Genomic DNA, 19270 nt, shown 5'->3' on the forward strand with positions numbered 1-19270 from the left:
CCACTGGTGGCGCATAAGGCTCTTCTCGCAGCGAATCGGCATGCCTTGCGGATGAGAACCGGCACGCCGTGCAGATTACAGGATCTGCTCCATGCCGATCTTGTAAGGCGTGAGCCCCATGCGTTCGTAGAAGGCCTGGGCGCCGGGATTGCAGGACCAGACGTTGAGCGTCACGTTGTAGCAGCCGGACTCGCGCGCGAAATCCAGCACGAAACGATACAGCGCGGACCCCACATGACGGCCGCGCTCCTGCTCGTCCACGCACAGGTCGTCGATGTACAATGTCGTGATGTCGGTGAGCACATGATTGTCCGGATGCTGCTGGAATACGCAGAACGCGTACCCCAGCAGCAGGCCGTCCGCATCCACGGCCACGAACACGGGGGTGCGGTCATCGGCGAGGATGCGTGAAAGCTCGTCGTCTGTGTATTTCTTGGCGCCGCCCTTGAACAGATCGGGCCGCCCCTGATGGTGCACCTGCGCCACCTGGAACAACAAGTCATCGATGCGTGGCATGTCGGCGGCGACGGCTCTGCGAATCGTGAGTTTCTCCATATCGGCCAGTGTATCCTCCATGCCAAGCATCCGCGGCACCCGTGGTTTGGCGGTGGGTGGCCCTGCACCGCTTCGGCGATGCGACGGCAGTGCGATGGACGGAGGATACGCGGTTGCGTCCTACGCCTCGAACGGGAACTTCAGACCCCACACGTTGCGGATCTGGTCCATCAGCTCCATGATGCGAATCGTGTCCGCATGGGGCATGGCCTCGCATTCGGTCTTGCCGTCGAGCAAGGCGTTCGCCGCGTCAGCCACCTCGTACTCGTATCCGGTCAGTTGCGGCGGCACTGCGACGCTGCGCACGGGCCTGTGGTCATTGTCATAGATATCGATGGTTTCCGGGTTGTTGATATTGGTCACCATAAGGTAGCCGTCAGTGCCCCATACGTAGCCTCCGCGATCCGATGAGACCATCATCGAGCTCGTGGCCACGCCCATTGCGCCGTCATCGTAATACAGCGTCGTGGAGTTCTGCGCGTCCACGCCCGTCTCATGCGGGATCATCGAAGTGCTGATTCGTTCGATAGTGCGGCCATGGTCGGCGCCGAGAACCATATCGAGAAAGTTCAGCGGATACACGCCTACGTCCAGCAGAGCGCCGCCCGCGCATGCCGGATCGGTCATACGCGGAACCTTCCATACCGGGTAGCACAGGTTGGCGCTGGCCGAACGAACCTCTCCGATTTCACCGGAGCCGATGATCTCGTTGATCAGAGCGCGGCTCGGCATATACCGTGTCCAGATCGCCTCCGTACACAGCATGCCGGTCTCCTGCGCCACGGCCAGTGTGTCACGGGCCTGTGTGGTGTTCGCGGTGAACGATTTCTCCACCAACACGTTTTTGCCGGCGCGCATGCAGGCAATCGCCTGTTCGGCATGCAGGCTGTGCGGAGTGGCGATATAGACCAGGTCCACATTCGGGTCCTCCATCAGTTCCTCGTAGGAGCCGTAGGCCTTGTCCAGATGCCACTGGTCGGCGAATGCCTGGGCGCGGGCGGCATCGCGCGCGGCTACCGCATAAGGATGTATCAGATTCGTGTACTGCTCATTCGCGGCCATCTTCGTCAACGTGTCGGCCATGGTGTGGGCGATATTGCCAGCACCGAGAATGGCGACATTGACCTTGTCACCGCTGGCTTCGAATTCGGCTCGCTTGCCGTTGAATCTGCTCATCATTCCTCCTTGAATATGGTCTGTCCGCAACAGCGTCTACGGCAATTATAGAAGTCAGGGTGCTGTGTTCCGTCTTGTTGGTCAGCCCCTCGTAAGCGAGTTTGTTGTCCCAGCGGGTGGATAAAACCGGATTATGGACAACAGCAATGCAAAGCGGGCGACCCCGGTCATGTCCCGCAGGGCGAGGGAGATCAATCCATTCCGTGCGATGGTGTTCGGTGAGAAAGCGGACTCGATGATCGCATCCGGAATCAGCGTCATCAAGCTTTCTCTGGGCGAGCCGGACTTCGGAGCCCCGCCGGCGGTGCGGGATGCCATGCGTGAGCAGTATGATGGCCGCGCGTTGCCCTATACGGCCGCCATGGGCCTGCCGGAACTGCGCCAGGCCATTGCGGACTTCTACCGTGAACGTCATGATCTGGACATCGACCCCAAACGCATCTGCATCACCGCAGGAGGATCGGCTGCATTGCTTCTGGCCACGGCATTGACCATCGACCCCGGTGACGACGTGATCGTCGCCGATCCGTCCTATCCATGCAACCGTGAACTCGTACGTTCGTTTGAGGGCAATGTCATCGATGTGCCGACCTCGGCGGCGACCAGATTCCACCTCAACGCCGATTTGTGCGAACGGTATTGGACCGACCGCACCAAGGCTGTGATGATCACTTCGCCGTCGAATCCAACCGGCACCACCATCGATTTCGATGTATTGGCCGGAGTATGCCGTCTGGCCGCATCCCGAGGGGCGTGGCGCATCGTGGACGAAACATATCTCGATCTGGCCGACCGCGAGCCGGACGGCAGTGAGGTCAGGTCCGTGCTGGCCTGCGACCCGGATGCCATCGTGTGCAACAGCTTCTCCAAGTTCTTCGGCATGACCGGTTGGCGGCTCGGCTGGGCCATCCTGCCTGATGATGCAGCGGTGTTGGAGGCCGTGGACGATCTGGCCACCAACTACTACCTGTGCGCCCATACACCCACCCAGCATGCGGCGCTGGCCTGCTTCACGCCCGAGAGCCTCGCCGAATGCGAGGCGCGGCGTCAGGAGCTGCTTGCACGCCGCCATATTGTGATCGACGGGCTCAAGCGCATAGGCCTGCCGGTCGAAGTGGAGCCGAATGGCGCGTTCTACGCCTACTTCAACATCGAACGCACGGGCCTTGATGCGTGGACGTTCTGCGAACGGGCGTTGGAGGAGGCCCATGTGGCGCTGACCCCTGGCCGGGACTTTGGCGCCGCCACCGCCGATACGCATGTGCGGCTGAGCTACGCCGCCTCGCGTGACGCGTTGAGTGAGGGGCTGAAGCGGCTCGGCCGGTTCGCGGAAACGCTGTGATGCAACGGCTGTGATGCAGGGGAATGTTGTAGAGTAGCTACGTTTGACGAATGCCGTCTCCCTGCATTGTCGGTGGTGTTGATGATGCACGGGGCGCGGCTGGATATGTCTGTTGTGGGCAACGGTCTGCCACGCCGGTGCGCCGCAATGCGAGTGAGAGAAGAATATGGTTAATCTTCGTGCGCATACCACGCGACTCGGTGTGCTTGATATCGGTTCCAATACCATCCATATGCTTATCGTGGACGCGGCGCCCGGCGCCCGCCCCGAGCCCGAGGCCAGCACCAAGTCCACTGTCCGACTGATGAAATACCTCAAGGAGGACGGCTCCATCAAGAAGGCCGGCATCGAGGCGATTCTTGATGCGGTCTCCCAATGCATGACGCTCGCCGAGGAATATCAGATCACCCAGCTGCTGGTCATGGCCACGTCGGCGTTGCGTGAGGCTCCCAACGGCAACAAGGTGATTCACAAGATCGAGGAGATGATCGGGCAGGGCGTGACCGTGCTGTCCGGCACTGATGAGGCGCGACTCACATTCCTCGCCGCCCGCCGCTGGTATGGCTGGGATGCCGGGCGACTGCTGGTGCTGGATATCGGCGGCGGTTCTCTGGAAGTGGCCATGGGGTCGGACGAGGAGCCGACTGTGGCACTGTCCGTGCCGGCAGGAGCGGGGCGTGTGACCGTCGACTTCCTGCCCACTGGCATGGCCACCCCCGCCGAGCTTGAGGACGTGCGCAGGAATGTGCGCAAGATTCTCGAGCCGATGGTGAATGCGTTCCCGCAGTCCAAGCATCCGAACCACGCAGTGGGCACGTCCAAGACCTTCCGCTCGCTGGCACGTCTGTGCGGCGCGGTGATTCGCCAGCCAGGACGCGAGGATACGGCGATCATGACGCGTGAGCAGTTGGAGGATTGGATTCCGCGTCTTGCGGCGATCGCTCCGGAGCAGCGTGTGGCGCTGCCGGGCATCACGCCGGAACGCACGATGCAGATCGTGGGCGGTGCTGTGGTGGCCGACGAGATTATGAAGGCACTCAACATTCAGGAAGTGGAGATCTGCCCGTGGGCGCTGCGAGAAGGCGCCATCTTGCGCTGGCTCGACCAGTTCGGCCGCACCCGCCTCGGATTCTAGCGCTACTGCATCACGTCGATGGTGACGAGCAGGGCCGCATGATCGGAGCCGGTGATCCTGACGGTCTTGCATTGCCCGGCCCGCATCCCCTGATCGAGTACCACATGGTCGATGCCGGCGAACATCGGCAGTCCCGGCCGGTTCGTCGGCCAGGAGAACGTGAAACCGTGGCCTGAGATTCGCGCGGCGTCCAGGAACCGCGAGCCGAGGAATTCCCGGAATGGGGCGTGGTCATAGGTGGCGTTGAAATCGCCCATGAACACATATCGCGTATCGGTGTGGCCGCGCATGAGCCCGAGCTCGTCAATCGAGCGCTTCCACTGCCGCCAATAGCCGGGCACGGGTGCGGTGGTGTGTACGGAGACGAATCGGATCTGGTTGCCGCCCATGTCCACCGTGCCCGCGGGCATGAACGAAGCACTGGAATTCACCTCGTCGTCCACCGGTTGGGAGAGCGGGGTGGCGGACCACAGGCCGTTGCCGTAGACGCCATCCGATGAGGAGACGTTCGAATACGGCAGATAGCGTTCGATGCCGGCTTCCTTGAGACGTTGCACGAAGTCATCGGTGGTCTCCTGAAGGGCAAGCACCTCGACCCGCTGGTCTCGGACCGTGTCCACGATGGCCTGGGCGTCCGCCTGTCCTTTGTATACGTTGAACGTCATCACGCGGGCGAAGGCGTCGGCGGTGTTTGCCTCGCTCGCTGCCACGGCATTGTATGCGGCCTGGGGGAGCGGGTCTGGCGAGTGGAAGAACGGATATTGCCAATAGCCATTGATTCCCACAGCGGCGACGGCGATCAGCGCGGCGAGCACCTTACGGGACATGATCGCCATGAGCAGCGCGATAAGGCCAAGCAGCGCGAACCAAGGGGTCGCCGCTATGGCGACCGGCACATATGGCAGCGCCTGCAGGTCGGCAGGCAGCGCGCGCGCCGCTGTACAGATCAGCGCGGCGATGGCGAACAATGCTGCAAGAAAACCGAGGAATCGATGGCTATTGTGATGATGCAGCTGCTCCTTGGTGTACGGCTTGGTCCGTGGACGGGACTGTGAACGAGACCCTGCTTGCGATTGGGACTTGTTCGAGGAAGACCGAGTGCCTGCTGACCGGGAGCGGGAGGACGCGGACTTGTTCGTGGGAATGCTCCGTGTGCGTGACATGTCATCCTTCCTTACGTCCTGGGCGTCATTCCTGCACATCCGGCGGTCGCTCTTGCGTAACCTTTACGCGAATGGACCCGGTTATTTCGGATGTGCGGCAGGCCGGTGGATTCGATCGGGAATCCCTCGGCGACGGTTGCATGCCTGAGTGCATGCGCGAGTTGCTACTGTATCGTGCCGCGCTGGGGCGCGGGCTGATTTTGCCGGGTGGCTGACGAGTTCGCACCAAACCGGCACGAATTGTACGAATTGCCCACTGGCTATGTCCCGTGTACAATGAAACGTCGTTGCCCGGGTAGCTCAGTGGATAGAGCACCGCTCTCCTAAAGCGGGTGTCGCGCGTTCGAATCGCGTCTCGGGCACTTGGCGCCGTCGTTCGGCATTCATCCGTCATATGGTACGCGGACGTACCGGTGCGTATGCGATTGCTACCATAATCGGCTATGGCTATCGAATACACGGAAGAGAAGCGTTTCACTCAGGATCAGGTGCAGGAGCTGTTCCGCTCGGTCGGTTGGGAATCGGCGAACTATCCTGAGCGACTGTTCAAGGCGCTTCAGCATTCGGATACCGTGATCAGCGCCTGGGATGGCGGTCATCTGGCTGGACTGGTACGTGTACTGGACGATACCGAAATGGTGGCATACATGCATTGGGTGCTGGTCGATCCCGCCTATCACGGCCAGGGCATCGGTGGCCATATGGTCGAGCTGGTCAAGGCGAAGTACCGCGAGTACCTGTTCCTCGAGGTGATGCCAGAGGAGAGCAAGAACGCGCCGTTCTACCAGAAGCACGGTTTCCATCTGATGGAGGACGGTCGCGCCATGCAAATCGTCAACCGGGGCTGATTGAAGCCTGCATTATCTCGTGAAGACTGCGATTTGTCATGCCATGTTCACTATATGAATGATTGTCCATAGACTGAGCTAAGGGTATGGAAATCATTCGTGCTGCGGTATGACTGGAAGCCATGAGCGAAAAGGAATATGACTATTACGTGGCCGGCCCGTTCTTCGATCCTGAGCAGACTTCGAGCATGGAACGTCTGGAAAAGGTGCTGGAGGAGCACGGTAAGAAGCTGTTCAAGCCGCGATTCGTCAGCCAGTTTGAGGAAGTCGGCCCGGAGGGATGCTTTGCGGACGATATCAAAGGCATCAATTCCTCCAAAGCGGTCATCGCCAACCTCATGGACGAGGATGCGGGCACGATGTTCGAGATTGGGTACGCGCATGCGCTGGGTATGCCGGTCTATGGCTATTTCGATGGATTGACGCCGATGGATCGCGTGAACCTCATGGTGGCGCAGGCCGTCGAGATGGTGTTCGCAGGTCCTGAAGACGTGGCGAAGTATCTGGAGACTGGCGAGCATACCGAGGTCGATTACATCCAGTTCTGATGGTGTGGTTTCATGTGCCGCACAGGATTGAAACAGCCGGGCATATAGCGTCCAGATGTGAGTCCAGATGTGAGAAGTAACGGACTGTTTTACTGTTTTGTATCAACGATGGAGTTACATAGAGGTATGACTGAAAACATCGCTGATGTGGCACACAATGAGACCACGATCGTCAAGCAGTTCACCAATCCGGTCAAGGAGCCGATCGACAGCGACATCAATCTGTTCGACTTGCTCGACCGTCGCGCCAAGCGCGATCCCAAAGGCGCCATGATCGAATACAAGGCCGAGGATGGTTCATGGCAGCCCTTCAGCGCCGAAGTGTTCCGCCGCATGGTCATCGATCTGGCGAAGGGTCTGATTGGACTGGGCGTCAACAAGGGTGATTCCGTGTCCATCGTGTCCCACACTCGTTGGGAGTGGACGGCGCTGGATCTAGCGATCATGTCCATCGGCGCGCTCACCGTGCCGGTGTATGAGACGAACTCCGCAAGCCAGGTCAGTTGGATTTTCAACGACTCCAAGGTCACGGTGGCGATCGCCGAGGATGACGGTCAGCGTGACAAGATCGAGTCGGTGCGTGATGAGGTGCCGACGCTGCGCAACGTGTTCGTGATCGATGCCGGCGGCCTTGACGCGATCAAGACCTATGGCGAATCGGTGACCGATGCCGAATTCTGGGAGTACAAGAACGCCTCCCATGGTGATGACCGCGCCACTATCGTGTACACGTCCGGGTCCACCGGCACACCGAAGGGTGTGGAGCTGACGCACCGCAACTTCGCGTTCCTGGTGCTTTCCGCCCTGCAGTACATGCCGCGTGCAGGCGCATGGCCGGATCGCCGGTTGTTGCTGTTCCTGCCGTTGAGCCACGTGTTCGCGCGATTCATGGAGTTCTTCAGCTTCGGCGGAACCATCACTCTGGCTCTGAGCTCCAATATGAAGACCATGGTCAGGGATTTCGAGACCTTCGGCCCCACGCTGCTGCTCGCCGTGCCTCGCGTGTATGAGAAGGTGTACAACGCCGCCTCCCAGCGCGCGGGCACCGGATTCGCCGGCAAGATGTTCGCCCGGGCGGCGGAAAACGCGCGCGCCTGGTCGAAGGCGGAGCAGCGCGGGGAGAAACTGCCGTTGGCTGGGCGCATCGCGCACGCGTTCTATGAGCAGGTGGTATACAAGAAGATCCGCACGATCTTCGGGCCGAACGCCGATTTCGCCATCACAGGCGGAGCTCCGATGGATTCCGAGCTGTCCCACTTCTTCAACGGCATCGGCATGCCGGTGCTAGAGGGGTATGGCATGACCGAAACCTGCGGTCCGGTGTGCGTGAGCCTGCCGGAGGACAACCGCATCGGTACCATCGGCATGCCGATGTGCGGCATTACGGCAGGTATCGCGGAGGATGGCGAACTGGTGGTCAAGGGACCCCTGGTGTGCAAGGGGTATCACAACAATCCTGAGGTCACCGCTCAGCAGATCACCGACGGCTGGCTGCATACCGGCGATCTGGGTGACATCAATGAGGACGGTTTCATCTCCATCACCGGACGCAAGAAGGATCTGATCATCACCGCCGGCGGCAAGAACGTGTCTCCGGGCCTGCTGGAGGCTTCGGTGATGACCTCGCCGGTGGTCAACCAGTGCTTGGTAATCGGCGACAAGAAGCCGTTCGTGGCTGCTTTGGTGACACTGGATCTGGCGGACGCCAACGCGTGGCTGGAGGCTCAGGGCGCCAAGCCGGAGCCGGATTTGGCCTCGCTGGCGGGCAATGCCATCGTGCACGCCGAAGTGGAGCGTGCGGTCAATGCCGCCAACGAGGGTGTCTCCCGCGCGGAATCCATCCGCAAGTTCGAGATCCTGCCCGACGAGTTCACTGAGGCCAACGGCATGCTCACCCCGAGCCTCAAGACCCGTCGTGCGCAGATCGTCAAGCACTACCAGGAGCTCATCAACAACGTCATCTACGTACCGTTGAAGAAGTAATCCGGGCTTCCCGTAGGCGAGGTGAGGCCGTAGGCCGAAGGGGAACTCAGTCCAGATTGGACTGGGCCAAACCGTTAAGCGGGGAGCCCGGTGGGCTTCCCGTAGGTTTGGTGAGCGGCTGTGCCGCGAAGGGGAACTCAGTCCAGATTGGACTGAGTTCCCGCCGTAGCCTCGTTGGCGGCCTGCTGGGCCTGCGCCTGATCGAGCTTGGCGCGCACGTCGTTAAGCAATCCCTGCGCGCGTTGGGCCAGGGCCTCGCCGATCTCCCACTGGCGCATCGACTGGTCGAGGCTCAATCCTCCAGTCTCCAACGCCTGCACGGCTTGGATGAGCTTGTCACGTGCCTCCTCATATGGCATCTGGGCGATGAGCTTGCGCTCCTCATCGGTCAGCGAAGAAGCCGGTGCGGTGTTCTTGTCGGTCATGATTCCTCCTCTGTTCCCCTGAAGCTTGCCCTATAGGGGCAAGCCGGCCGCGTAACGAGGCCAAGGGATGGTTGTCTATATGCAAACTGTAATGGTTGCTGTCGTTATTCGTTTGTCGAGGTGGTGGTGGCGGTGATGACGCCCCTCTTCAACGTCACGGTGATATTGTCTCCGACGTTGATGGCTCCGGCATTGTCGACCACATGCCCGTCTGCGGATTGCACCACTGCATAGCCGCGATTCAACGTGGATTGCGGACTCAACGCGGTCAGGGATGCATGCGTCTTCTCGATGGTGAGTTGTGCGTCATCCACGATGCGTCGAAGACCGATGTCAAGGCGCTGCAATGAGTCGTCGATAAACCGCTGATGCGGCTCCAGCATGGTATGCGGCTGGGTGAGGCTGGGCCGATTGGCGTATCCCTCCACCAGACGAATCTCGTTCTCGACGCGGGAGCGCATGCGCAGACGCATGCGGTCAATCGCGCCTTCGATGAGCTGCGACTGCTCGAATACATCCGGCACCACACGTTTGGCCGCGTCGGTAGGTGTGGATGCTCGCAGGTCGGCCACCAGATCGAGCAGCATCCAATCGTCCTCATGGCCGATGGATGAGATCAGTGGCGTCGTGCAGGCGTATGCGGCACGTACCACGCGTTCGTCCGAGAAGCCCATCAGATCCTCGAATGAACCGCCACCGCGAGCCACGATGATGACGTCCACCGTAGGATCGGCGTCGAGCTGTTGGATGGCCTGAACTACGTCCGTCGGGCACTGTTCGCCCTGCACGTGGACATGCACCACTTTGAACGATACCGCTGGCCATCTCAGGTTCACGTTGGTGATGACATCGCCTTCGGCACGTGCTTGAGGTGCGCAGATCAGTCCGATGGTCTTCGGGAATTCAGGCAGTGGGAGCTTGTGATCGGCATCGAACAGGCCTTCGCCCTTGAGTCGCTGGCGCAGCTCGTCGAACATGGCTTTGAGGCTGCCGCCCGCGCCGACGCGCAGAATAGTGTCGCCTCGAAGTGAGAGCGAGGTGCGCTTCATCCACAGGTTCGGCTTGCCGTGGATGACCACGCGATCGCCCTGCACGAATTCACTGGCGGCCTGGGCGAAGCGTCCGAATCCGTTGACCTCCATCGCGATGTCTTCGACATCGTCGCGCAAAGTGAGATACGCCGAACCGGCTCTGCGCGTATTGATCTGCGTGATCTGCCCGGTGACCCAAGCCGAAGGCCAGCGATCCACCGCACCGTAGAACTTCTGGCTCAGCACGCTCACCGGCCAAGGGTTCTGCGCGGTGGTTTCCGCCGCACGCGCAGGAAGCTGATCGACCGGTCTTGGGCCGTCAGGCAGATTAATGGTGCCAGCAGCACCTTGATTCTGGCCAGAGGCGAAACCGGCACCGGCCAACGAGGCGGCGGTAGGTGCCGCGCCCGTATATGGAGTTCCCATTGCAGTAGTCATGCCTTCCACTATAAATGCGCGAATCGATGAGGGTAAAAATTTACCCTCATCGATTCGCGTGCGTCCTATTCTTCTCGCTCTTCTCGCTGTTCGCGAGTGTAGAACTCATCGAAAAGGAATTCCTGCACGTGGCGCAGAGCCTCCTGACTGTTGCTGAGTTTGCTGAAGAGATCCGTGTTCTCGGCTTGCGACTCGAACAACGCTTTGAGGAACGCGGAGTCGAACGGTGTGCGGAAATCGGCTCGGGAATTGTTCTTGGCCTGAGTGCGTAGCTTGGCGTCTTTCTGCAGTACCGTCATCAGTCCTTCGAAATACTTGCGCACTGGGTCGCCGAAGTCGGTTCCGAACAAATCGTTGAGGTAGTTGAGGATTTTGGATAGATAGTCTTCATCATCGATGGTGGGCCCCACACCGACGGTGCCGGCGTTGTTCTTGACCGGTTCGCCTCCGGTCAATGTGATGTCGGCACGTCCCTTGTTCTCGATGCGCAGCTGTGTCACCGCGATCAGATCGTCGATGGGCTCTTCCGCTGCGTATTTGGGCGCGAGTTCCCGGTTGAGGAACGCCAGATACGTGTCGAGGTTGAAGAGCTCTTCGTCCTCCAGCCGGATCAGCTGCGTGATATACGAATAAGTACGCAGGAACTTGCCGACGCGCTTGTGGAACTCGTTCTGACGCTCCTCGTCTAGATCGGCGTACCGTTCCTTGGCCGGGCCGAGCAGACGCAGCACTTCCGGCATGGTGGATTCGTCCGGCTTGCCCAGCCACACCTTGCATAATGCCGCTATTTCCGCATCATCGTAGATCTGGAATTCGCCGAGCGCGGTCTTCATGTCGTAGATGACGCTCGGATCGGTGACGCGGTCGAGGTCGGTCTGCATGTAGTACGGCTCGAACGCTGCTTGAATCGTCTCAGGCTTGTTGGCGAAATCAAGCACGATGGGAGCCTGCTTGCCTGGACAGGTGCGGTTCAGTCGTGAGAGGGTCTGTACGGCGGCCACTCCGGTGAGTTTCTTATCAACGTACATGGCGCACAGCTTCGGCTGGTCGAATCCGGTCTGGAACTTGTTCGCCGCGATCATGAGGTTGAACTCGGATGTGTCGAACCGCTTCGCGATTTCGCTGGAGGGGAATCCGTTGAGTATTCCTTCAGTCACCTCCTCACCGTCCAAATCGAGTTTGCCGGAGAATGCGACGACCGGTTTCACGCCCGCATATTCGGCACGAGCGGAAAGCCGCTTCATGTACCTGTAGTATTCGACGGCGGCTTTGCGGCTGGACGTCACGACCATGCCTTTGCCATCACCGTGCAGCAGTGGCATGACGTGATCGTGGAAATGATCGACGATGATTTTGGAGATTTGCGACACGTTGCTCGGGTCGAGCTTTACGAAGTCCATAATCTCTTTCTTCGTGCGTCCGGCCTTGCGCTTGGGGTCTTCTTCTGACTTCTTGACCAGATGGAAATACGTTTGGAACGTGGTGTAGTTGGTGAGCACATTGAGGATGAAGCCCTCCTCGATGGCCTGCTTCATCGAATACAGGTCGAACGCTTCCGGTCTGCCGGTAGAAGGGTTCGCCGTGCCGAACGTTTCGAGCGTGCTCGGCTTCGGCGTAGCAGTGAACGCATAGAACGACAGGTTCGATTGCACGCCCTGTGCGTTCAGCTCGTCGCGCACACGCATCGCCGCATCGTCCGCGTCTTCGTCCAGACCGCTGTCGTCCCAGTCGTATGCGTCGGAATCAAGTTCGTCGGCATCATCGGTGTTGAGGCCGGTGTGGTCGCCGAGGGCCTGCTTGGTTTTGCGATGTGCCTCGCCGCTTTGGGACGAATGCGCCTCGTCGATGATGATGGCGAACGTGCGGCCGGAGGTATCGGTCTGATTGTAAATGTACGGGAACTTCTGGATGGTGGAGATGATGATGCGGGAACCGGCATTGACGGCATCGCGAAGCCCTGCAGAATCCTTGGCGATGGCGACCATGCCCCGAGGGTGCGGCATGTTCATGATAGTGCCCTGCAACTGTTCGTCAAGCACTACACGGTCCACCAGCACGATCACCGAATTGAAGAACGAATTGCCGTCGCTCTGCGTCAGGGATGCGAGATGATAGGCGAGCCAGCCGATCGAATACGACTTGCCGGAACCGGCCGAATGCTGGATGAGGTAGTTATGCCCCGGGCCCTGCTCCTGCGTGGCCTTGAGCAGTCGGCGCACCGCGCGCAGCTGATGGTAGCGGGGGAAGATCACCGCCTTCATTGCGGAACGCACCTTACGCGTGATCTTCTTGCCGTTCTTGTCTTTCTCGTGGTAGGTGATCTGCACGAACCGTTCGACGATGTCCAGCAGAGAGTCCGGCGTGAGTACTTCCTCCCACAGGTAGGATGTACCGAACTTGCCGGGTTCCGCCGGGGGATTGCCGCCGCCGGCCTTGCCGTTGCCTTGGTTGGAGGGCACGAACTTGGTTTCCTTGCCCTTGAGCCATGTGGTCATGAACACGTCGTCCGCATCGACCGCGAAGTGCACGAGCGAACGAAGATCGGGCTGGAAGACCTGCTCCTTCGGATTGCGGTCGGTCATGTACTGGCGGATTGCATTGTTCACCGTCTGTCCGGTCTGATGGTTCTTCAATTCGATGGTGACCAGCGGGAACCCGTTGACGAGCAGCACCACGTCGATGCGGTTGTTGAGGTCGTCCTTCATCGTGCCGTAATGGAACTCTTCAGTGACCTGGAAGCGATTCGCGTGATAATGCTCCACTGCGGTCTGGTTCAGATCGTTCTTCGGCTTGAAGTAGAGGAGCTTGAACTTGGCTCCCGGAGCCATCTCGATCTGATTGCGCAGCGCCCAGAGCAGGCCCTTGTCCGCGATGACCTGCTGAATGCGCTTGAGGACAGCCTGACTCCAGTTCCCGCCGTACTGTCGCTCGACCTTGGCGACTTCCTTTGGTTGGGTGTCGATCAGGAATTCCTTCAAGGTCTGCTCGTCGATCGCCGTTTCGCGATTGAAGTTCTGATCCATCTGCGACTGCGGCACATAGGTATAGCCTTGCTGCTCGAATCCGTCGATGACGTGGTTCTGGAACGTGTGCTCGCTCATGCTGCGGGTCGGTTTGACTGCCATGATTAGTCTTCTTTCACTCCGGGTACTTTGACTTTGCCGGTCACGCACTCGCTGATGAGCGATGACCTATATTCCTTCAACCGGACAATTAGGGATTGCTTCTGGGCGATGAGGGAGTCGATTTGTGATAAATGTTCGTCTAGCCAATCAACAATATGATTTTGCTCTGCTGTGTCTGGCAAAGGAAGAGCCATATTCCAGTATGCTGTTTGCGTCATGCTGGGCAATGTGGTTTGCGACATGTACTGTTTGTAATCAAAACATGTAGCCAAGTAGTAGTAATAGCGCAGACTAATAGTATTGCTTGTTACTTTTACATCGAATGCGGTATCGACATTCCAGTATTTGCCGGTAACATAATGCGGAATATGAAGAGTTGCTCCCTTACGGCCGATTAGCACGGCTGGACCCTCTTTGTATTCTCCGCAAGTTTTGAAGCTGCCTTCGCCGCTTCCATATACCGGAATGTTCCCATTGGTTTTGGGGTCAGAACCGTTAGTTATGCTGACTAAGAACTTTGCCTTTTCGATATGCCAGTATTCTGGAATCTGACCAATCCAGTCGATGCCGGAGTCCTTCATGGGCGCGTTTGGGTCGAGGCCTTTGGTGACAGCTTCGGAGATGACGGACTGACGGTACTCGTTCAACAGCTCAATCGATCGCTCAACATCCGCCACCGCCGCATCAATCGCCGCCGTCTTCTCATCCAGATAATCAGCAATGGCCTGCTGCTCAATATGGTTGGGGACCGGCGTATGTTGATTTTGTACGATCGATGCTGAAATTCCAGGTTGTGCCGCGGTCATTGATAAATTGCCGAGATTCATGGCATGCAATACATATGCAAAATAACGTTTGTTATACATGGCATCCAGAAAACACGCTATAAGCGCATGCTCGGTAATCCACGCATTTCCCCCTATGAAGCGTGTTGTGCCACAGGTGGCGCCTTGACGACTCACAATGACAGTCTGCCCTTGAACGTTACACTGGTTGGCCCTACCTCGTATGGCGCCACCGCCATATACTGGGAAATCTCCTTCTGCGTCATACTGATCATCTGGCAAAGCCGAACCACTATGAAGCTGAAGCACATGTCTAATTGCAGTGGTCTTCCACCCCTCCGGAATCTCACCGATCCAATCGACGCCGGAGTCCTTGTATTTACTGTATCGTTCCATCACAACCCCACCTTCGCGAGGCTGTCGGCGATGGATGCCTCCAGCGAACGGATGTCATCGAGAATCGCCGCAGACGGGCGCAGCGGCGTGTATTCGTAGAAGTAGCGGGTGAACGGAATCTCGTAGCCTACCTTGTCCTTCTTCCGATCCATCCACGCGTCGGGCGCGTACGGTTTCACCTCGCGCTCGAAATACTCGTCGATATCCTGCTTCAACGGAATGTTCTCCGTATCGCGTAGTGTGGCGTCGGGCTTCGGATTGCCCTTGCGGTCGGTCACGATATCGCCATGCTCGTCTCGCAGCGGACGCTCCACGGTCACGGTCGTGTATCCGAAGTCATCCACGTCGAAGATCTTCGAGGTCTTCGTCTCCTCGAACGCGTTGTACTCCTGCACGATGGCGCGAATCTGCTCGCCGCTCAGCTCGTTGCGCTTCGAGCCAAGCGACTTGCGCATCTTGGTGAACACGCCGTTCGCGTTGATGAGCTGCACTTTGCCCTTGCGTTCCGCGGGCTTGTTGTTGTTCAGCACCCAGATGTATGTGGCGATGCCCGTGTTGTAGAAGAAATCGTTCGGCATCGCCACGATCGCCTCCACCAGGTCAAGATCATGCAGCAGCCATTTGCGGATATCGCTTTCGCCGGAACCGGCGGCACCAGTGAACAAGGGGGAGCCGTTCATAAATACCGCAATACGTGCGCCACCGTCTTTCACGGGGCGCATCTTCGAAACCATATGCTCGATGAACAGCAGCTGGCCGTCGCTCACACGCGGCAACCCCGCGCCGAACCGGCCCCTGAATCCCTCGTTCTTGTACTCGGCCTCCACCACGCTCTTCGACTTTTTCCAATCCACGCCATACGGCGGATTCGAAACCTGATAGCCAAACTGCACGTCGGCGAATGCGGGGTCGGTCAGCGTGTTACCGAACGCAATGTTCTTGGCTTCACCGCCGCGCAGCAACATATCCGCCTTGCAGGTGGCGAACGTGGCCGCGTTCAGCTCCTGCCCGAAGCAGTACACAGTGGCCTTCGGGTAGTACTCATTCACGCGATCCTTGAAAATCGACAACGCGCCGCCCGTACCGGCACATGGGTCGTACACGTTCACTACCTTGCCGTCTTGGGACAAGTCGGCCGAAGCTCCCGAGATTAGCAGATCCACCGCCAGCTCCACGCCGTCGCGCGGGCTGAAATGCTCGCCAGCCGTCTCGTTCGACATTTCGGAGAAGCGACGCAACAGGTTCTCATAGATGTTGCCCATTTCGACGTCGCTCACTGTTTCCGGTCCGAGATCGACCGTGCAGAACTTGTCGACGATCTGGAACAGCAGATTGTTCGATTGCAACGAGTCGATGCGGGAGGAAAAATCGAACTTCTCGAACACATCTCGTGCGTCCGCAGAGAAGCCTTGCACGTAGTAGGTCAGATTCTCGGCGATGTTGTCCGGATCGGCGCGCAGTTTGTCCATTGTGTACGTGCTCGTGTTGTAGAACGGCAGTCCGGCGACCGACCTCAGCCGATAATCCGAGATGGCGTCCGCCATGTTCATGGCCTTGACCTGCTGATACGTCTCCAGCACTTGCTCCTTCGTGCCGGCCAACACACAATCAAGACGACGCAGCACCGTGAACGGCAGGATGATGTCGCCGTACTCATGCTGTTTGTAGTCGCCGCGCAGCAGGTCCGCCACAGCCCAGATAAACGACACAATCGACTGATGATTCATTAACGTTCTTCCTTCCCCGTTGAGATTTCCACATTACCAATCGCGGCACCGTATCGTGCGGCGTCCGCAACCGTGTCGAGCAGTCGGCCTAGTGCCTCGGCCTGTATATTGAATGTCTGTCGCGCGCTCACAAGTGCCGCAATCCGATGCTGCTGTTCCAAAGGCAGAGCCGGCACCTCAAGACGGGCGGGGCGCACATGGCGAACCCCGGAACCTTGCAGGAGCGCGGTGTTCCAACTGCCCTCAAGCATCAGCGCCACATATTCGGGATCCCACTGCGGCTTGTCCATGCGAACGATGTTGATTCTGCGATCCACGCGATGGCCTCCAGTCGTGTCCACCATGGAGCGAATCTCGCCGATTGTGGTCAGGAGGATGTCGCCCGGTTCGGTGATGCGGTCATTGCTTTTTTCGTCTTGTGGGGTCTCAGCTTGCGGATCAGTGGATGGCAGGATGCCTTCGCGCACATGACGCAAGGTGATGATGTCCTCGGAAGTTTCCTCTTCTCGTTGAACAAGCATCGACCCGGTGCGAATCGTGGCGATATCGCCAAGTTGAAGCAGGTTGGCACCGCGGGAGTCCAACGGCTGGGAGGTGAACTCCTTGACGGCTCGTACCGCTTCGATAATTGTTTCCGCAGACGATTCGATATCGTCGAGGTTCTTCTGATACATGCGGATGATCTCCTCGGGATCACGTTGCGCGCGGAGCAGCCAATCGGAGGGCAGCAGCGAGACCTGCTCCATACCCAGGATGTCAATGGAACGCACTGTGCGCGTGACGATATGGAGATCGCGAAGCGCATTGGCTGCGAACGGGGTCGCCGCATGGGAGCGGGCGTCGCGGGCGAACCATTGCAGAGGGGCGCGCATCCATGAAGGAATCTCTCCTTCGCTCTCGTATATGCTGCTCTGATCGCCGATGCTGATCATGGTCACGGTGTCGCGGATCTTATCCGGTGCGGACAACACCCAGAGATAGGTGTGGATGGCCGTATCGATGTACAGGTGTGCAGGCAAGGCAACGATTGCCTCCACGCAGCCGGCTGCAATGAGGGCGCGTCTGATGGCGGATTCGCCGGAGCCGCATAACGTTTTGGCGGAAGTCACTACGAACGCGCGGCCGTTCTGGGCCAGATGGGCCAGCGCGTCTTCGACCCACAATATCGACGAATCGAATCTTGAAGGCAGCCCGTAGCGCCATCGAGCGTCCGCGTTGTCCGGATTGAAGCGCAAGCTGAAAGGCGGCTCCATCATCACGACATCAGAGCGGACGGACGGGTATGGGTCTGTGGCGAGCGAATCGCCGACAACGATTTCGGCAGTGGCGTTGCAGGCGTCGGCAAGTATGAATCGGCGGGCGGCAATCGCGGCGCCGTCGGCGTCATTATCCGCGCAATGGAAGATGACTGCCGGGTTGCCGCGGTTGCCCTCGGTGACGAATTCATGGAAGCGCAGGCAATCCTCGAGGATTCCGCATGCGGAATCGTAAACGGATACATTCTCCTTGCCGCCGGGTATATGGGCTTCCAAGTGTGAGACGGCCATCTTTGCCAATAAGGCAGACGCGGGGGAGTTCGGACGTCCGAGCGCGCCACTCATGCGGCCCTGACGTACGATGCTCGTCTCCAGAATCAATGAGCACAGCCTGTCCGTCGTCTCCTTGCCCCTGGCCACGAGGGTGTCGACGAACGTCAGCAGCTCGGCTAATTTCGCCGATTCCAGCAGCTTCAGTTCCTTGGGTTCAGCCAAGGCGAGTGCGAGAGTGTTGTTTCCGCCGTTGTCTTCTTGGATTTTGGCGTTATGCTCGACCAGTGAATGTGCGAGATTCCCGCACTGGGTGAGGATTTCGTCTGCAGACGCAGTGCCGGTGTCGTCGAGCAGTGCATTCCAGTCGCTTTTTGCGGCGGTGGAATTCTGCGCTGTGGATGCCAGGCAAGCGGCCCACAGCAGTATGGAGGCCATGGTCACAGGATCGGACTTGCCTCGCCATTGGTCGAAGAACGACCATGCGGCCTGCTCTAGACGAGTGTCTTTGAAAGCGATGTCATTAGCCTTCAGCCATGTCGCTACATCGTCATAGGCGAAGAGAGGGCGTCCGTCCCTGGATTCCACGGGCTGTGGGAAATGCTTGTTGTCGCGGCTCCGCCAATTTGATACCGCCGAAGGACGCACCTGAGCCATGCGGGCGATGTCCGCGGAGGTCAGCAGGTTGTCGGTCTCGAACGGTGTCTGTGCGGATGAGGTGTGTTCGTTTGCTGTCATTGTTGCACCTTCACAATCGTTGTTACTGTGTACTATGTTCACAAGTTAGTCTAAGAGGTTTCAAAAAGGACACGCCGCATACTGTGAATATCATTCACGGACAGTATGTTTATGGATGTCGATAATTGCGACACGCCGACAAAAGCAAGTTATTGCAGGCATTTAGGGCCTTTGGATATCTACTGTCCCGTTACAGAGGGTGACAGCGAAACCTGGAATTGGAGGGAATGATGAGAACTGTGAATACCATGCCGTCGAGTGTGCGTAAAGATGCGAAGCGTGCTGCCGCCATATTGATTGCAGTGCTTTCTCTTGGCGGTCTGTCTGCC

Annotated in this window: 14 protein-coding genes and 1 tRNA gene; 6 read left to right on the forward strand and 9 right to left on the reverse strand. The window is 58.7% G+C overall.

Annotated elements, in window-relative coordinates; translation table 11 throughout:
* Positions 1-75 precede the first annotated feature (75 nt).
* Together BREU_RS10215 and BREU_RS10220 are read right to left on the reverse strand one after the other, a co-directional pair.
* Positions 76-555, reverse strand: coding sequence for a GNAT family N-acetyltransferase (locus tag BREU_RS10215; RefSeq protein ID WP_044089716.1), 480 nt, complete (start codon positions 553-555; stop codon positions 76-78).
* A 120-nt stretch (positions 556-675) separates the two neighbouring features.
* Positions 676-1731 (reverse strand): Gfo/Idh/MocA family protein, encoded by a 1056-nt coding sequence (locus tag BREU_RS10220; protein WP_044089717.1) that lies wholly within the window; start codon positions 1729-1731, stop codon positions 676-678.
* 169 nt (positions 1732-1900) lie between these two features.
* Between BREU_RS10220 and BREU_RS10225 the strand changes: the two genes are divergently transcribed.
* Together BREU_RS10225 and BREU_RS10230 are read left to right on the forward strand one after the other, a co-directional pair.
* Positions 1901-3073 carry an aminotransferase class I/II-fold pyridoxal phosphate-dependent enzyme gene (locus tag BREU_RS10225; RefSeq protein ID WP_414133025.1) on the forward strand — a complete coding sequence of 391 codons (1173 nt, stop codon included), beginning with the start codon at positions 1901-1903 and terminating at the stop codon, positions 3071-3073.
* Between the two features lie 166 nt (positions 3074-3239).
* Complete coding sequence (locus BREU_RS10230) at positions 3240-4208, forward strand: Ppx/GppA phosphatase family protein (RefSeq protein ID WP_044089719.1); 969 nt, start codon at positions 3240-3242, stop codon at positions 4206-4208.
* A gap of 2 nt (positions 4209-4210) precedes the next feature.
* Here BREU_RS10230 and BREU_RS10235 read toward each other — a convergent pair whose 3' ends face one another.
* Positions 4211-5371 (reverse strand): endonuclease/exonuclease/phosphatase family protein, encoded by a 1161-nt coding sequence (locus BREU_RS10235; RefSeq protein WP_044089720.1) that lies wholly within the window; start codon positions 5369-5371, stop codon positions 4211-4213.
* Positions 5372-5660: 289 nt separating this feature from the next.
* Between BREU_RS10235 and BREU_RS10240 the strand changes: the two genes are divergently transcribed.
* From BREU_RS10240 to BREU_RS10255, 4 genes are all read left to right on the forward strand, one after another.
* Positions 5661-5733, forward strand: a tRNA-Arg gene (locus BREU_RS10240).
* An 81-nt stretch (positions 5734-5814) separates the two neighbouring features.
* Positions 5815-6219: a GNAT family N-acetyltransferase gene (locus tag BREU_RS10245; protein ID WP_044089721.1), complete on the forward strand. Its 405-nt coding sequence runs from the start codon at positions 5815-5817 to the stop codon at positions 6217-6219.
* Between the two features lie 122 nt (positions 6220-6341).
* Positions 6342-6767 carry a nucleoside 2-deoxyribosyltransferase gene (locus BREU_RS10250; RefSeq protein ID WP_044089722.1) on the forward strand — a complete coding sequence of 142 codons (426 nt, stop codon included), beginning with the start codon at positions 6342-6344 and terminating at the stop codon, positions 6765-6767.
* A 126-nt stretch (positions 6768-6893) separates the two neighbouring features.
* Positions 6894-8750: an AMP-dependent synthetase/ligase gene (locus BREU_RS10255; RefSeq protein WP_044089723.1), complete on the forward strand. Its 1857-nt coding sequence runs from the start codon at positions 6894-6896 to the stop codon at positions 8748-8750.
* Positions 8751-8887: 137 nt separating this feature from the next.
* On the opposite strand, the gene BREU_RS10260 is transcribed toward BREU_RS10255, so the two are convergent.
* From BREU_RS10260 to BREU_RS10285, 6 genes are all read right to left on the reverse strand, one after another.
* Entirely contained in the window at positions 8888-9175 is a 288-nt protein-coding gene (locus BREU_RS10260; protein WP_044089725.1) for an exodeoxyribonuclease VII small subunit, read from the reverse strand.
* Between the two features lie 104 nt (positions 9176-9279).
* On the reverse strand, positions 9280-10644 hold the full coding sequence (gene xseA / locus BREU_RS10265; RefSeq protein ID WP_052382123.1) for an exodeoxyribonuclease VII large subunit: 1365 nt from the start codon (positions 10642-10644) through the stop codon (positions 9280-9282).
* 65 nt (positions 10645-10709) lie between these two features.
* Positions 10710-13769 carry a type I restriction endonuclease subunit R gene (locus BREU_RS10270; RefSeq protein WP_044089726.1) on the reverse strand — a complete coding sequence of 1020 codons (3060 nt, stop codon included), beginning with the start codon at positions 13767-13769 and terminating at the stop codon, positions 10710-10712.
* A 2-nt stretch (positions 13770-13771) separates the two neighbouring features.
* A complete protein-coding gene (locus tag BREU_RS10275) occupies positions 13772-14950 on the reverse strand; it encodes a restriction endonuclease subunit S (protein WP_044089727.1) in 1179 nt (392 codons plus the stop codon).
* Positions 14950-16677: a type I restriction-modification system subunit M gene (locus BREU_RS10280; protein WP_044089728.1), complete on the reverse strand. Its 1728-nt coding sequence runs from the start codon at positions 16675-16677 to the stop codon at positions 14950-14952. The genes BREU_RS10275 and BREU_RS10280 overlap by 1 nt, the downstream gene beginning before the upstream one ends.
* Positions 16677-18941 carry an N-6 DNA methylase gene (locus tag BREU_RS10285; protein ID WP_044089729.1) on the reverse strand — a complete coding sequence of 755 codons (2265 nt, stop codon included), beginning with the start codon at positions 18939-18941 and terminating at the stop codon, positions 16677-16679. The genes BREU_RS10280 and BREU_RS10285 overlap by 1 nt, the downstream gene beginning before the upstream one ends.
* Positions 18942-19270 lie beyond the last annotated feature (329 nt).

The organism is Bifidobacterium reuteri DSM 23975, from assembly GCF_000741695.1.
Taxonomy (GTDB): domain Bacteria; phylum Actinomycetota; class Actinomycetes; order Actinomycetales; family Bifidobacteriaceae; genus Bifidobacterium; species Bifidobacterium reuteri.

What these genes read in the sequence shown, in the direction of transcription:
- BREU_RS10215 (WP_044089716.1), bottom strand. Translation starts at nt 555, where the DNA reads ATGGAGAAACTCACGATTCGCAGAGCCGTCGCCGCCGACATGCCACGC.
- BREU_RS10220 (WP_044089717.1), bottom strand. Translation starts at nt 1,731, where the DNA reads ATGAGCAGATTCAACGGCAAGCGAGCCGAATTCGAAGCCAGCGGTGAC.
- BREU_RS10225 (WP_414133025.1), top strand. Translation starts at nt 1,901, where the DNA reads ATGTCCCGCAGGGCGAGGGAGATCAATCCATTCCGTGCGATGGTGTTC.
- BREU_RS10230 (WP_044089719.1), top strand. Translation starts at nt 3,240, where the DNA reads ATGGTTAATCTTCGTGCGCATACCACGCGACTCGGTGTGCTTGATATC.
- BREU_RS10235 (WP_044089720.1), bottom strand. Translation starts at nt 5,371, where the DNA reads ATGTCACGCACACGGAGCATTCCCACGAACAAGTCCGCGTCCTCCCGC.
- BREU_RS10245 (WP_044089721.1), top strand. Translation starts at nt 5,815, where the DNA reads ATGGCTATCGAATACACGGAAGAGAAGCGTTTCACTCAGGATCAGGTG.
- BREU_RS10250 (WP_044089722.1), top strand. Translation starts at nt 6,342, where the DNA reads ATGAGCGAAAAGGAATATGACTATTACGTGGCCGGCCCGTTCTTCGAT.
- BREU_RS10255 (WP_044089723.1), top strand. Translation starts at nt 6,894, where the DNA reads ATGACTGAAAACATCGCTGATGTGGCACACAATGAGACCACGATCGTC.
- BREU_RS10260 (WP_044089725.1), bottom strand. Translation starts at nt 9,175, where the DNA reads ATGACCGACAAGAACACCGCACCGGCTTCTTCGCTGACCGATGAGGAG.
- xseA (WP_052382123.1), bottom strand. Translation starts at nt 10,644, where the DNA reads ATGACTACTGCAATGGGAACTCCATATACGGGCGCGGCACCTACCGCC.
- BREU_RS10270 (WP_044089726.1), bottom strand. Translation starts at nt 13,769, where the DNA reads ATGGCAGTCAAACCGACCCGCAGCATGAGCGAGCACACGTTCCAGAAC.
- BREU_RS10275 (WP_044089727.1), bottom strand. Translation starts at nt 14,950, where the DNA reads ATGGAACGATACAGTAAATACAAGGACTCCGGCGTCGATTGGATCGGT.
- BREU_RS10280 (WP_044089728.1), bottom strand. Translation starts at nt 16,677, where the DNA reads ATGAATCATCAGTCGATTGTGTCGTTTATCTGGGCTGTGGCGGACCTG.
- BREU_RS10285 (WP_044089729.1), bottom strand. Translation starts at nt 18,941, where the DNA reads ATGACAGCAAACGAACACACCTCATCCGCACAGACACCGTTCGAGACC.